15 protein-coding genes are annotated in these 14,588 nt (G+C 44.0%); 10 read left to right on the top strand and 5 right to left on the bottom strand.

The genetic code is table 11. The features are described from left to right. Positions 1–35: 35 nt before the first annotated feature. The 7 genes from R7127_RS16915 to R7127_RS16945 all read left to right on the top strand — a co-directional run bounded on the left by R7127_RS16915 (position 36) and on the right by R7127_RS16945 (position 6,824). Positions 36–320 carry an LcrG family type III secretion system chaperone gene (locus R7127_RS16915; protein ID WP_005395092.1) on the top strand — a complete coding sequence of 95 codons (285 nt, stop codon included), beginning with the start codon at positions 36–38 and terminating at the stop codon, positions 318–320. Positions 321–330: 10 nt separating this feature from the next. After that, positions 331–2,154, top strand: a complete 1,824-nt coding sequence (locus R7127_RS16920; RefSeq protein ID WP_318142001.1) for a virulence-associated V antigen — start codon at positions 331–333, stop codon at positions 2,152–2,154. A gap of 12 nt (positions 2,155–2,166) precedes the next feature. Beyond that, positions 2,167–2,652 carry a SycD/LcrH family type III secretion system chaperone VcrH gene (gene vcrH, locus R7127_RS16925; protein ID WP_262584945.1) on the top strand — a complete coding sequence of 162 codons (486 nt, stop codon included), beginning with the start codon at positions 2,167–2,169 and terminating at the stop codon, positions 2,650–2,652. 7 nt (positions 2,653–2,659) lie between these two features. After that, on the top strand, positions 2,660–3,859 hold the full coding sequence (gene vopB, locus R7127_RS16930) for a type III secretion system translocon subunit VopB (protein WP_005377260.1): 1,200 nt from the start codon (positions 2,660–2,662) through the stop codon (positions 3,857–3,859). Between the two features lie 10 nt (positions 3,860–3,869). Further along, positions 3,870–4,874, top strand: a complete 1,005-nt coding sequence (gene vopD / locus R7127_RS16935) for a type III secretion system translocon subunit VopD (protein ID WP_005377262.1) — start codon at positions 3,870–3,872, stop codon at positions 4,872–4,874. A 353-nt stretch (positions 4,875–5,227) separates the two neighbouring features. Beyond that, entirely contained in the window at positions 5,228–5,593 is a 366-nt protein-coding gene (locus R7127_RS16940) for a hypothetical protein (RefSeq protein WP_053350348.1), read from the top strand. 259 nt (positions 5,594–5,852) lie between these two features. Next, positions 5,853–6,824, top strand: a complete 972-nt coding sequence (locus R7127_RS16945; protein WP_005388171.1) for a TAXI family TRAP transporter solute-binding subunit — start codon at positions 5,853–5,855, stop codon at positions 6,822–6,824. A 293-nt stretch (positions 6,825–7,117) separates the two neighbouring features. Here R7127_RS16945 and R7127_RS16950 read toward each other — a convergent pair whose 3' ends face one another. From R7127_RS16950 to R7127_RS16970, 5 genes are all read right to left on the bottom strand, one after another. Continuing rightward, positions 7,118–7,888, bottom strand: coding sequence for a sulfite exporter TauE/SafE family protein (locus R7127_RS16950; RefSeq protein WP_017633772.1), 771 nt, complete (start codon positions 7,886–7,888; stop codon positions 7,118–7,120). 81 nt (positions 7,889–7,969) lie between these two features. Next, on the bottom strand, positions 7,970–8,476 hold the full coding sequence (locus R7127_RS16955; protein ID WP_318142004.1) for an adenylate kinase: 507 nt from the start codon (positions 8,474–8,476) through the stop codon (positions 7,970–7,972). 288 nt (positions 8,477–8,764) lie between these two features. Next, entirely contained in the window at positions 8,765–10,291 is a 1,527-nt protein-coding gene (locus R7127_RS16960) for a tripartite tricarboxylate transporter permease (protein ID WP_005388177.1), read from the bottom strand. 19 nt (positions 10,292–10,310) lie between these two features. After that, positions 10,311–10,805 (bottom strand): tripartite tricarboxylate transporter TctB family protein, encoded by a 495-nt coding sequence (locus R7127_RS16965; protein WP_005388179.1) that lies wholly within the window; start codon positions 10,803–10,805, stop codon positions 10,311–10,313. Between the two features lie 238 nt (positions 10,806–11,043). Beyond that, the gene (locus tag R7127_RS16970) at positions 11,044–12,015 is read right to left on the bottom strand and encodes a tripartite tricarboxylate transporter substrate binding protein (protein WP_005388181.1); all 972 of its coding nucleotides are present in this window, start codon (positions 12,013–12,015) and stop codon (positions 11,044–11,046) included. A gap of 266 nt (positions 12,016–12,281) precedes the next feature. Here R7127_RS16970 and R7127_RS16975 point away from each other — a divergent pair, with 266 nt between their 5' ends. From R7127_RS16975 to prpB, 3 genes are all read left to right on the top strand, one after another. Then, on the top strand, positions 12,282–12,680 hold the full coding sequence (locus R7127_RS16975; protein ID WP_005377278.1) for a GFA family protein: 399 nt from the start codon (positions 12,282–12,284) through the stop codon (positions 12,678–12,680). Positions 12,681–12,944: 264 nt separating this feature from the next. Continuing rightward, positions 12,945–13,658 carry a GntR family transcriptional regulator gene (locus R7127_RS16980; RefSeq protein WP_005377279.1) on the top strand — a complete coding sequence of 238 codons (714 nt, stop codon included), beginning with the start codon at positions 12,945–12,947 and terminating at the stop codon, positions 13,656–13,658. A 12-nt stretch (positions 13,659–13,670) separates the two neighbouring features. Then, positions 13,671–14,567, top strand: a complete 897-nt coding sequence (prpB, locus tag R7127_RS16985; RefSeq protein WP_005395068.1) for a methylisocitrate lyase — start codon at positions 13,671–13,673, stop codon at positions 14,565–14,567. The last annotated feature ends 21 nt before the right edge of the window (positions 14,568–14,588 follow it).

The raw sequence follows: 14,588 nt of genomic DNA on the forward strand, positions 1-14,588 counted from the left end.
CCGATGAGATGACCCGCTTTAAGATAGGAATCAAGATGAAGCAACCGTTTACCGATGCGATTGAGAACGCTGAGCTTGCCATTAGAAAAGCTGAAGACAGAACCGATATTTTTAACGAGCTATTGGAAGGCTTAGGTGTTGGTCCTGTTGCGGGTGATGTTTTACTTGGCGGCATAAAAGCACCAGTAGATACCATGAAACGTGCAGAGCAAGAGCTAATAGACGAAGTCCAGCGCCGCCGGCAACAACAAAATCAGCTACAAGGTACGTCAGGTAAACGCAGAAAGCGTCCCACAGTGATGCGCGGCATGATGATTTAGAGGTTTGGAAATGACGAATATGAAAACGACTGGCTCTACGACAGGAGCAACAGACACAGCTGCGAGTAGTGCACCATTACCCACTTTCCAACAAAACTTGATAGAGGCATTTACCCCTGTACTGGGTGAAGCAGAGACTCAGCAACTTGCCTCTCTAATCTCTTCATTGCCAACTATCTCGGGACAAACGGAATCACAAAGCATCGCGCTTTATGCTGATACACTTGAAAGCCTAAAAGCGAAAAATAACGCGTTTGCTGGTATATCATTGACCGACACCGCATCTGTCTGGATAAAGTCGCTACAAAGTTCTAACTCAGATGGCGAATTAACCGCAGCCGAGTTTAATGCTCAAACAAACCAAACGCTATCAAATCAGTTTCAGGCTTGGTTTAGTAAGTTACTGACGGAAAACGTAGATAGCTCGTTGTCTACTGAGTTTGTTAGTCAATTTAATCTGGGCACTCAGAGTAACCAAGCGGAGCAGATCGCCAACCTCTCCGAGACAGGTCTGGCTAATGCCACCAAAGAAATTTCTCTTTTTGTTGCAGAGCTTGCTAATCAAATGGGCTCCCGTGAAGTGAGAGATGCTTCTATTTCTTTTCTTCGCAATGCCTTTAGTAGCTTAGGTTCCGCTAATCTCGCGCAACTGAAGAGCTCGGATTTTCTGTTGACTAAAGAGAGTTTCGCTCTTCAAGTCTCAGCTCAATTAAAAAGTAGTTTTCAAGGCATCGGTATTACTTTAAGCACCGATGACGCAAGTGCGCTAGCTAGCAGAATTACCTGGACTCCTGGTATTTCTAAACAGCAGCTTAAAGAAGCGTTAGATGAAATGGCCGCTCAAGTGAAAGGCCAATATAGCGCAGCTTATGGTGAGGCGAGTGGAACGAACAATCTAAAAGCAGCACTTAATACTGTCATTGGTGGAACTGAGCCTTTGACCCTTTCTAGTCTGTTCGCCAACTTCGCGGTGAGTTTAACAAATATAGAAATCGACGACTTTTACCAGGACAGCGCGATAGCCGATGTCCAAAAAACACAAATAACGGCAGCTCAAGTTAATTTGATCAAAGAAAACACCGAACGAGATATCCGATTACAGTTTGAAAAAATAGTAAAAGGTGAATCTACCGGGGCTTCATTTACTGAGCGATACGAGGCATTGCGCAAGAACTTAGGAGCATTGAAAGAGCGTCTACTCAATATCACCGACAAAGAGAAAGCGGATCGCGAGGTGAGAGCAGAGCACTCTCTAACGGCTCGTGATTTGTTGGCCGTTGTTGAGTCCAGCATTGGAGACCGTTTTGATGAGCAAGTGCTGCTTGCACTAAATGAGCGTCGTGTTAACCGTTTAGAGAAACGTAATGACCAGAAAGAGGCATTAGAGGATCTCACAATACAGCTTAAAGTTTTTGGTGTTGTGCAATCAAAAATTCACTCTACGCAAAGTGTTGATGGGGTTTATAAACCGGGATATCCAGAAAGTAACTTCAAAGCGAGTGACTTTAACTACAGCAATCAAACGGATTTTGAAGCTTCACCTGAGTACAAGTATTTGACGGATAATAAGATAACAAACCATCGAGACTTCCTTCAAACACAAGGTATTACTATCGGTGATGGTGCTTCGTACCAAGACGAAGAGAAGTCGAAAAAGCTGTCTAATTTTTCTAGTTCTGTCAGTGCTAAATCCAAGTTGCTTAACGATGAAGTGCAAATCAAAACCACTGAGCTGAACGACACCAGTTCTCAATACAACTCGACCGTTGAAGCGATGAACAAGTTTGTTCAGAAGTACCACAGTATTTTACAAGAAATCCTACGAGCCATTTAAGGATAACCAACCATGACTAAAACAAACGCGACCGATCCATCTCAAATGCAAGCAGAAGAACTGCTGTCTTTTTTGGAAGAGGGAGGCACGCTAAAAATGTTGCACGATGTGTCTCAGGACACCATCGAACACATTTATGCCGTAGGTTACAACTTTTTCCAATCGGGAAAGATTGAGCAAGCAGCGAAAGTATTTCAATTACTCAGCATGCTTGATCATTATCAGGCGCGATTTTTCATTGGCCTTGGCGCGGCTCGTCAGGAGTTGGGTGAGTATCTGCAGGCAATAGACGCCTACAGCTACGCAGCGCTAGTGGACGTAAATGATCCACGCCCACCTTTTCACTCTGCTGAATGTCACCTTAAACTGGAACAACTGACAGAAGCAGAGAGTGGGTTTTACAGCGCGAAGGAGATGTCTGCCGGAAAATCACAATATGCAGATTTGCATGAGTGTGCAGGCATCATGTTAGAAGCGGTGAGAAATAAAAAGGAGTAATTAGACTATGAGTTCTATTGCACTTGACCGCATCCAGACACAGGTTTATAGCCCTGAATCTGGCCAAGCCACGTTAGATAACGTGCAGAAAACGGCGTCTACAGCGACGCCTTCTGTGACGGTAGAAAACGTGAAGAGTAAAGATGCAGATGTACTGAACACCGGAAAAGTAAAAGTTCAGTTAGATGCACCTAACGCAGCTGTTAGTGACAAAGTGAATGATTTGACGCTAAAAGCCATGGCACAGCTGCAAAAGATCGTCGATACCATTGCAAAATCTCTCCATGCAGTTGCAGACCAAACAGGTTCGATTGCCGTCAAAATCATCGCAGGATCTGCTGATGATTTTGAAGTAGAGCTTGCTGCTATCACGGATAAACTGAAAAGTGCTCAAAACGAGCTGAAAATTCAGGAAGTGAAGGTCGCAAAAGCTAAACACGAAAAAGAGATGGTGGAAAACCAAGACAAAATCAAAGAATCGGAAGCCGCTGCAAAAGAAGCCCAAAAATCAGGCTTAGCAGCGAAGATCTTTGGTTGGATCAGTGCGGTGGTTTCTATTGTTGTTGGTGCCGTAATGGTGGCAACGGGTGTTGGTGCAGCAGCCGGTGCACTTATGATCGCTGGTGGCGTTATGGGAGCAGTGAGCATGGCGTTGCAAGAGCCAGCCGTTCAAGATGCGCTAAAAGAAGCGGGCGTAAATGTCGATGTGCTAAACAAAGTCGTAATGGCATTAGAAATCGCCGTCGCGGTTATCGGAGCTGTTGTGACGTTTGGTGGTGCAGCAGCTGGCGGTATCGCGAAACTTGCAGCGAAAGGTGCTGGTAAGGTAGCTCAAAAGGTCACGGAAATCGCTACGAAAGCCGCTGCAAACATGGCGAAAGTGGCGGATATGGGCACAAAAGCTGCGACAACAACAGCGAAAGCGATTCGTTATGGCGCAGAAACCGTCGATCTTGCCGTCAACGTGGGTAAAGGCGCAACGGACAGTGTTCACGCTGCTAACAATGCTCACGTGACAGAGATTCAGGCTGATATCACAGACCTTCGAGCCAAAATGACGTTAAGCCAGGCTGTCATTGATAAGCTCAAAGAAGAGATTGGTAAGTTGATGGAAGACTTCCAAGAGCTGATGAGCCTCATCATGCAAATGATTCAAGCGAAAAGTGAAACTATGCAAACGGTGTTAAGTCGTCCTGCAACGGTATAAGGAGTTTATTATGCTAGATAAAGTAGGCGGAACGGGTCGTGGTGAACTATACGGTTTAGGCGACACCATTAAAACCAACAAAGCAGAAAAAGCGCCGGAAACAAAGCTTGAAGCGGGCGCCGTTAAAAGCCAAAGTGAGTCAGGTGTTTCTGGTGCAGCACGCTACCAGTTAGAGACACCTAAAGCTCCTACAGTGAGTAACCAAGCTCAAGTTGTTGCAAACCTAATGAGCGCTCTTGCACCGACGGTGAGCTCATTAATGAGCACCACGATGAAAGCGCTTAACGGTGAGGAGGTGATCAAGTCACCATCAGATGCGGTATCACAATCGTTGACGCTATTAACATTGTTGTATCAAGTATCAAAGCTGAGCCGTGAGCAGCAAGTGCTACAACGTGAAATTGCTGTTGAAGCAAACGTCGCGAGTTTAGAAAGCCAAGCGGCAGAACTCAACAACTCGGCAAGCGCGATGATCGCGATGGCAGTCGTTTCGGGTGTACTAGCGGGTGCTACCGCAATTATTGGTGCCCTTGGTTCTTTCAAAGCAGGGAAAGAAATCAAGAATGAAATGGCGAGCAATAATGTACTTAAAACGCAAAAAGCTGGCTTCGATCAAGCAGAAGAGTTATTAAATAACAATAGCTTGTCTAAAACGCAGCAAGATCAGGTTAAGCGTGCGCACTCACTAGCGAAAGACAATATCGCAGACACGACAGCGCAGCTGACAAGTGGTGGCCGTAAGTTCGATAAGTTGATGAGCTCAAACCAAGCGAAGAACGCGATTCTTCAAGCTTTGGGCCAGATGGCAAACTCAGCATCGAATGTAGAGCAAACCAAAGCGCAAGCGCGCAGCAAAGATGATGAAGTACAAGCGACTCGCGCACAAGCAGCCAAACAGAAAGCCGATGAAAACATTGGTTTCCAAGAAGGCTTATTGAAAGAACTACGTGACTTGTTCCGATCTATCTCAGATAGCCAGAACCAAGCGTGGCGAGCATCAGTCCCAACGGTGTAACCATCCGTTTCACTAACTACAAAGCGTTGTTTATACAACGCTTTTTTTATTTCAGCTATCTAAACTAGATACGGATATTTACTGGGTGATTTGTTTGTAAAGCAATATAACGTAGTGAGTTACATTGCATAAAAGTTACTGTTTTTGTTGAACTCAGCTCAAAGCTAACAACTTCATAGTAGCCTTGTTGCGTAAAATTAAGTTAAAGTGCCATTATTATTCACAAAAAGTGTGTTTAAGAATTTTTTGTGGTGAAGGGTGTAATTAGATACTCAATAACAAAATATGGTAGTTCGACTGGTGAGTATTTGGGAACAGAATTATATAAAACTCAACTTAATAAGTAGTCGAAGATGGAAGATATCAGTTTAGCATCAGATTTAGTGATTTATCTGACTACGGTTGGAATTTTAGGTATATTTACTTGGGTTTTGTTTGTTATTTATTTGAAATCCAAGTGGTTGAAGTATCTTGAAGATGCTCTTGATAATGGAGTTCGATACTACACTCTGAATATATTCTTATCAGGTCACGGAGTACTACAATATGGAACTGTTTTTCTGAGCACTTTTCATGCGAAACGATATAAAATGTTAGAGAAGAGGGATAAGGTTCCAGTTCATATTCAACGATTGTTTGTTCTCTCATTCGTATTATTTATTTCAAGTGCATCATGTCTTTTGGCTGGAGTTATAATTCATCATATTTATATAGAATAAAGGTTATTTAACAAGATTATAGTAATTTGACCTGAGTATTTCTATTTAATAGATAATTTAGAATGGACATATCAGTCTAAAGATTTAATTTTCTAGACTATACGGTTTACGCTTATATAGAGCCATTATATAACGGCAGAATATGCCGATAAAATGGTGATTACTAAGCTAACCGCCAAGGATGAGAACTTAAACGTTATCAAATTGTTAACGATTGCTATACTTAAACGGTCATCAACACAAGTAAAAGGGATGTTCAATGTTTAAGTTTAAGCAAATCGCACTTGCGGCTTCTTTGGCTGCACTCACAACAGGCTTTTCTGCGTCTGCGGAGGAAACGTTTGTCACGATTGGTACCGGTGGCGTAACAGGGGTTTATTATCCGACTGGTGGCGCTATTTGTCGCTTGGTTAACAAATCGCGAGAAGATCACGGTATCCGTTGTTCGGTAGAAAGTACTGGGGGATCGATTTATAACATCAACACTATTCGTGCTGGTGAATTGGACCTCGGTATCGCGCAATCAGACTGGCAGTATCATGCTTACAAAGGAACCAGTAAGTTTGAAGAAAGCGGGCCTTTTAAAGAGCTACGCGCCGTATTCTCCGTTCATCCAGAACCGTTTACTGTCGTTGCACGTAAAGACGCGAACATCAAAACTTTTGATGATTTGAAAGGTAAGCGCGTTAACATTGGTAATCCTGGTTCTGGTCAGCGAGGTACTATGGAAGTGCTAATGAACCAGTATGGTTGGAGTAACGACGACTTTAAGCTTGTCTCTGAGTTAAAAGCAGCAGAGCAATCAAAAGCACTTTGTGATAACAAAATTGATGCGATGATTTATACCGTTGGTCACCCAAGTGGAGCGATTAAAGAAGCCACTACGTCGTGTGATAGTAATATCGTAACGGTAGCTGGACCTAATGTAGAAAAACTGGTTGCAGACAACAGCTTCTATCGTGTCGCAAATGTCCCAGGTGGTATGTATCGTGGCACAGATAGTGATGTTCAAACCTTTGGTGTGGGCGCGACGTTTGTTTCTTCTACTGCGGTACCAGAAGATGTGGTTTATAACGTGGTTAAAGCGGTATTTGAAAACTTCGATGATTTCCGCCGTCTCCACCCAGCGTTTGCAAACTTGAAGAAAGAGGAAATGGTAAAAGACGGTTTATCTGCGCCTCTTCACCCAGGTGCGCTCAAATACTACAAAGAAGTAGGGCTGATTAAGTAAGCGTTACCTTCTCTTATTATTGATGTAAAACGCCATCTTTCTCGATCAATGCCACTCGTTTAACCGCGAGTGGCATATTTCTATTTCTCGTCATCCTGTACAGCGACGAAGGAGCGTGATACAGGATCTTCCATCCGAGCACTTTGTGATCAAAATGGTTTCATTAGCCGCTCAGTGTAGTGCTATTAGATTCCTAACCTCGCTGGAGTGACACAAAAAATCGTTAAGCCATCTGCATTAATCTTTCGCGCTGGCGTTTTTGTAGGAGTGTTATCCACTTGTACAAGTTTTGCTTAAACATAAACATCAATGAAAAAGTAGATAGTGATGAGAATAGAAGAAAGAGCAACAAACCCTTTAACATGATTAGGATTCAGTTGACGAGAGACACGAGCTGCAAGATACCCACCTACCAACGTACCGACCAAAACAACACTACCTGTGTGCCAGTCAATGGAGCCATTGGCAACAAAAATCACGATAGCAATGAGTGAAACACACGTAGATACGAGCAATTTCAAACCGTTCATTAAATTAATGTCTTGGTGGCCAGCTACTACCAGATAGCTCAGAACAATAACCCCTAAACCTGCGTTGAAAAAACCACCGTAAGCAGAGACACCAACAAGTAGTAAACCCAACGCGATTGCTCCGAGTATGCCAGCATGTTTGTGCTCTTTCGCGACAGTTTTGATTAGCATTGTTAAACGAGAACCGATGAGAAAAAGCACGGTGGCAAATAAGAGTAACCAAGGGATGGCTTCCATAAATAGCGATTCTGGCGTGTTGAGCAACAGATATGCTCCGACAGCGCCGCCGACTAAACTGAATGAGACTGTGAACAGCAGTTCATGCTTGTTCTTCATGATCTCTTCTCTGAACCCGACGGCTCCACTAATGTAACCCGCACATGAAGCATATGTGTTTGTTGCGTTAGCCATAATAGGAGGAACACCAACTGCCAATAGAGCCGGAAAAGTAATAAAGCTTCCGCCTCCCGCTATGGAGTTAATGATCCCACCAATTACGCCAGCAACGAATAAAAGTGCTAGTTCTAAAAGCATAAGCAATCCTTGTTATGTTCTTTTTCATTGTTAGAGCTTCAGATGATCTAACCCACATGCTCTAACGTTCTGATATGAGGTTTACTTTACCCGCTCTAAAACAAAATTGTTCAGTTCTGTAACGTTTTTGATGACATGAACGGCTTTAGTTTGAGAGTACCCCTCGAGGCGAGACATAAAGTCATCATTCCAGAATGCAGGGCATTGCTGAAGAACTTTGTAGCTTTGTAACGTTCCTTTCAGTACCGAACTACCATCAGGCCATCCTTCAGGTTTAATGAATAGTCCTTTAAGGAGACGTTTCGTCACAAACCAATAGCTTACTGAGTATGGTAGATCAATATAAATGAGAGTATCGGCTGCATCTAAACGAGCGTTGAAAGAGCTGATCGGTCCAAGGCCATCTATAATCCAACGATCTGAGCTTAGTATATTGCTATGAGCTTCATCAAAAACGCTACGCTCAACGGGATCACCGTTTGGTTTATAGACTATTGAATCTAATTGATGAAGAGGAAGACCGGTAGCCGACGCGATTACTTTACTTACCGTCGATTTTCCACTGCCGGGTTTACCAAAAACTGCTATTTTTTACATTGTGACCGCCTCCAAGAGAGCTTTTCCCATACGGTAGAGACAGAAAACCCACCGCTATGGGTGGGTTCGATAAATACTGAGCGCATCAAAAAATCCCACCATTCCTATGGAATGATGATAATTCGTTGGTTAAGTTGCGCTAAGTGTGTGTTCATACAATCACCTTCATATAACGACAGTGATTTGTCAATACCATCTGTACAACAAGCGAACGATTTGGAAGGGGGAAGATAAAGCCATCACGATGGATGGCTTTATCTAGGTTGAAAGAGACAGCGATTACTGCTCAACGCTGACTGGCTGTGCTTTAAACTTTTGAATCAGCTTTACGATTAGTGGACTTGCCAATACCAATACAGCTAAAACAGTAAAGGTAAGGGTAATAGGACGCTCCCATAGGAAACTCAGTTCTCCATCTGAAATCATTAATGCGCGGCGTAAGTTCTCTTCCATTAATCCTCCAAGGATGAAGCCCAGCAATAAAGGTGCGAGCGGGAAGTTAGCGAGCCGAAGTGCAATGGCAGCCATAGCCACAATCAGCATCACGAACACATCCATAGTGTTAAAAGAGACCAAATAAACCCCGGTGATTGAGAAGAATAAAATCATCGGTAGAAGCACCGTTCTTGGAACCGCCAAAAGCTTTGAAATGTACGGAATCAATGGTAAGTTCAGGATCACAAGTACGATGTTGCCGAAGTACATGGAAATGATCACTGACCAGAACACATCTGGGTGTTCAACAAATAGGCGAGGGCCAGGTTGAATACCATAAGCGATCAGCGCACCGAGCATTATTGCTGTTGTACCAGAGCCCGGAATACCAAGCGTTAATAGCGGTACAAATGAACCACTAGATGCTGCATTGTTCGCAGACTCTGGCGCAACCAAACCACGGATACTGCCTTTACCGAACTCATCCTTTTTCTCTTTAGGTGCGAGGTTGCGCTCCATACCGTAGCTTAAAAAAGCAGCAATGGTTGCCCCTGCGCCAGGAAGAACGCCAGTGAAGAAACCTAATATTGAAGAGCGAATTGAAACAGGCGCAACATCTTTGATTTCTTCCTTGGTCACTTTCATTGAGCCAATGTTGCTCAGCTTTTCTTGTTCTTCATCGCTGGTGTCTTTTGATGGTTTAAGGATGCCCATCAGTGTCTCACCCAGTGCGAATGTCGCCATTGCAAGCAACAAGAAGCTAAAGCCATCCATTAAATCCGTTAAACCGAAGGTAAAGCGTTCAACGCCTACGCCTTTATCGATTCCAACTGTAGATAGCATCAAACCAAGAATGGTCATCATCCACGCTTTGATTACCTGACCTTTCCCCGCAAAAGCCGCGACTGCTGATAACCCAAGTAGCATCAACGCAAAATAGTCCGACGATTGGAAGCTAAGGGAGACGCTAGCCAATGCTGGTGCGGCAACAAGCAACATAATGGCAGATAGCGTACCGCCAGTGAAAGACGAATAAGCTGCCAAAGCTAATGCTTTACCTGCCTGGCCTTTTTGAGCCATTGGGTAGCCGTCGAATGCTGTGACCACGGTTGAAGAACAACCCGGCGCGTTAATTAAAATCGACGATGTAGAGCCACCAAATACCGCACCGTAATAAACACCCGCCATTAAAATAAGGCCAGAGGAGGGCTCTAGGCCATAAGTAATTGGGATCATCAAAGCAATGGCTGAGATCGGCCCAAGTCCAGGTAACATGCCGATAAATGTACCGACGAAGCAACCAACGATCACCATCATAATGTTCATTGGCATTACTGCGGTGGATAAACCTTGTAGAATTCCATCTAACATAATTCAGTCCTTTCTTTGACTACCAGATGGTGAAAATCAAACCCGGTTCGAGATAGATGTCCAAACCTTGAGTGAGTAATAAGTAGAACGCGATCACGAATGGAAACGACGCGCCAAACAGAACGGGTTTACGTCTTTCCCCGAGCAGATAAAAGCCAGCCAATAAAAAGAAGCCAGTAGCTATCACAAAACCTAAGTAAGTCAGGCCCACGCCGTAGAGCGCCATTAAAATTAAAAAGGCAATCAGTAACTTCCAATTGAAGGTCAGCACTGCGCCACTTTGTTTATCTGGTTGTCCTGTCACCAGCAATAGCAAAGAAAGGCCGACACCAACGTAAGTCAAGATGGTTGGCAGAGTACGTGCGGTGAATGGTTCATACTCATCACCTGGAAATAATGGAATCTGCGAGGTTTGATAACCGTAGCAAAGACAGAAGAGTAGAAAGATCATTGCGCCGACGCGGTCACGACAGAGCAAATACTCTTTGGTGAAAAAGTTGGTTGAACGAGGCATATTCAACTCCTAACAAAAGTAAAAAAGACCGCATATGGACGTCAATGAATAAACTAAACCATTAACAATTAAGCATTTCGCTGCTAGTCGAGCCGCTTTGGGTATATAAACAAAGGAGTGTGCATGCCGATTGTCGACAATGTCCATATGCGGTGAAACTTAGAGTGCAAATACAATGGGGAAATACCAACTTACGTTATTCATTGAGGTTGGTATCTGAGGGACCCCAATTCGATTGTTACTTCAGGAAGCCTAACTCGCGCATTAAGTCACCCATCTGTTGCTCTTGATCTTCAAGAAACGCGAAGAATGCTTTATCCGCTTTATAGTTGTCGATCCAACCATTGCGGTCTCGAACGACTTGCCATTCGTCGGTGTTATACATTTTAGTAAATGCGGCATTCCATTCATCTAGCTTTTCTTGGCTTGTGCCTGGTGCTGCAAAGAATCCACGCCAGTTAGCAAAGACAGTTTCATTACCATATTCGGTGAGAGTTGGAATATTAGGCGCAGCTTCTAAACGTTTTGGTGCTGTAATCGCTAACACTTTCACTTGCCCAGACTTAGACATTTCGAGTACTTCACCTAGCCCTGTAGAGAGCAGTTGTGTTTCGCCTGAAAGTAGGGCTGCCATGGCTTTTCCACCTGCATCATAGGCAATGTAACGAACTTTACGCGCATCAAAACCTTCACCTTTGAAAGCTGCTGCTATAACCAAATGATCCATAGAACCACGAGCAGAGCCACCAGCAACCTTCACCTTACGCGGGTTTTCTTTAAAAGCTTTAACGACATCTTCCCAAGAGCTATAAGGAGAATCGGCTGATGTAACAATGGCGCCATAATCAGCAACCGTTGCGGCAACAGGAGTCAAGTCGCGGAAAGATTGTGGGAAGATCCCACTGAGCGAGCGAACGACGATCGGTGTTGAGTTCACCATGAGTGTATCTTCTTGACGATCAGCCGTTTCAATCAAATGTGCGATTGCTTTGCCACCGCCACCACCAGATAGGTTTTGAAATGATACGGTTTCGACGATGTCTGATTTTATTAATACATCACCAGTACCTCGGGCGGTCATGTCCCAACCGCCACCGGCACCTCCAGGGATAAGAAAGTGCATTTTTTCAATATCTGCAGCAAGAGCGTTGAATGAAAATGAAGCTGCGATGATTGAAGCGGCGAGCGTTGGTTTGAGTACCTTTAACATGTTCACGTTCCTTATGTTAGCGACTCTATTTAGTTGAGCCTTATTGTTTTTGCTCAGTTGTCATGCCTTGTAAGCGTTAAAGCTGAACTTGGTGTAAAGGTTAATTAAGTGTTAAATATCTGTCTGTAAAAGAGATATAAAGAGAATATTGAGCATTTCGGTTATTTTGTTCATAAAGTTCACGGCGAGAAGTTGGTGTTAGGTCACGCGGCTTTACGCTTTGGTAGGCCATAATTAAATGACGGAAAATGAACGAGGAAAAGAGAATGAAAGGGACGTGTTTGTGCGGCGCAATTGAAGTCATCGCTGAGGTTAAAAATGAGGTTAGCCTGTGCCATTGCTCTATGTGTCGAAAATGGTCGAGTGGCGCACTTCATGCGGTGCATTGTGGGCCTAACGTGACGTTTAAGGGGGCCGAGCCAAAGCGTTATCAATCGTCTGACTGGGCGGTGAGAGGTTTTTGTGGCGAATGCGGCACAAACCTTTTCTATCATTTGTTGCCGACAGGTGAGTACATTCTTTCCGCTGGTTTGTTCGATAACCCAGATTTCAAACTCACTTTAGAGATTTTTACCGATGAAAAGCCAGCTTATTATGACCTCAATTCCGCTTCACAAAAGATGACTTCGCAACAAGTCTTTGATCAATTTGTACCTAAAGAATAGTTTTTTATCCGATTATTGTTCGACAGCTGAGCTTTTAGTTTTTAGATCATAAGCTTAAAGGTTTATAAGTTGTCGACAATGTGAACTCACCATTCTTTATTTCTGCTAAAAAAGGCACTTAACGGGCATTTTAGGCCCATTTAAATTACGACCTTAGTCTAAATTGTCGACAATTTACTTGATTGTCGACACTTTGATCGACTACTTTATATTCAGGTTAAGAAATTGTAGACATTTCGATGTCGGTAACAAGAGTATCTGAATATGAACTCTGAGTTGAAAGCTCGTTATAAAGTGCTGGGTTCTGAGAAAGAACACACCAAATCCGAAACGCTGACCGAAACACTGATTGAAGTCATTGTTAATGGCGATGTGAAGCCTGGCCATAAGATATCAGAGCCTGAGCTAGCAAAGAAATATCAAGTCAGTCGTGGGCCTTTGCGTGAAGCATTGATGCGCTTAGAGGGGCTAGGGCTCATCGAGCGAATTCCTCATGTTGGGGCTAGAGTGACCACTTTTTCTCCGGAAAAGCTGATAGAACTTTATGCCGTTCGAGAAGCATTGGAAGGCATGGCGGCAAGGTTAGCTGCGCGACACATTACGCAAGAAGAGCTCTTAAGCTTGGAAATGCTATTGTCGACACATTCCAAGCATATAGACCAAATGGAAGGCGCGTCTTACTTCCATCAACATGGTGACTTTGATTTTCACTATCGCATCATCCAAGCGAGCAGAAACAGTAAGTTAATATCTCTGCTGTGTGATGAACTCTATCACTTATTACGGATGTATCGTTACCAGTCGCCACGTGCGCAATCTCGCCCGAATGAGGCGCTCACCGAACACAAATTCATTTTGGAAGCCATTCGCAATCGCGATGAAGAGCTTGCAGAAATGTTGATGAGAAGACACATATCAGGAAGTCGAAAGCTCATCCAATCTCAAATTATACATACAGAAAGTTTAGACAAAGACTAGAAGGAATTCGTCATGAGCTTAACACCGGGAGCGAAATTCAGACTCGCCATTGAACAAAATAATCCACTACAAATTGTCGGCACTATAAACCCGTATTGCGCCATGATGGCAAAAAACTTGGGTCACCAAGCGATTTACTTGTCTGGTGGCGGTATCGCAAATGCGTCATACGGATTGCCGGATCTCGGTATCACAACATTAAACGACGTTTTGGTTGACGTTGACCGCATCACTAACGCATGTGATTTGCCTCTTTTGGTTGATATCGACACGGGTTTTGGCGGTGCATTTAACATTGCTCGCACGATCAAAGCGATGGAAAAAGCAGGCGCGGCAGCGGTGCACATGGAAGACCAAGTTGCACAGAAACGTTGTGGTCATCGTCCGAACAAAGCAATAGTCAGCCAGCAAGAGATGGTTGATCGTGTAAAAGCCGCGGTTGATGCACGCAATGATGAAAGTTTCGTGATTATGGCTCGTACTGACGCGTTAGCTGTTGAAGGCATGGACAGCGCAATCGAGCGCGCGATTGCGTGTGTGGAAGCTGGCGCAGACATGATCTTCCCCGAAGCGATGACCAAGCTGGACCAGTACCTTCAGTTTTCAAATGCGCTTGAGCAAGCGACCGGAAAGCACGTTCCTATTCTGGCGAATATTACAGAATTTGGCGCGACACCGCTGTATGGCTGTGATGAGCTAGCGAAAGCAAAAGTGGACATGGTGCTTTATCCATTAAGTGCGTTCCGTGCCATGAACAAAGCTGCTGAAACGGTCTACAAACATTTGCTAGAAGTGGGTAATCAGGAAGCACTGGTTGATTCGATGCAAACACGTAAAGAGTTGTATCAGCACCTGAATTACCACGACTATGAAGACAAACTTGACCAGTTATTCTCTGAAGGGAAATAGCGGGGGAAAAGCAAAAATAAA

It is taken from the genome of Vibrio sp. 1159 (assembly GCF_033340395.1).
In the GTDB taxonomy this organism is placed as follows: Bacteria; Pseudomonadota; Gammaproteobacteria; order Enterobacterales; family Vibrionaceae; genus Vibrio; species Vibrio alginolyticus.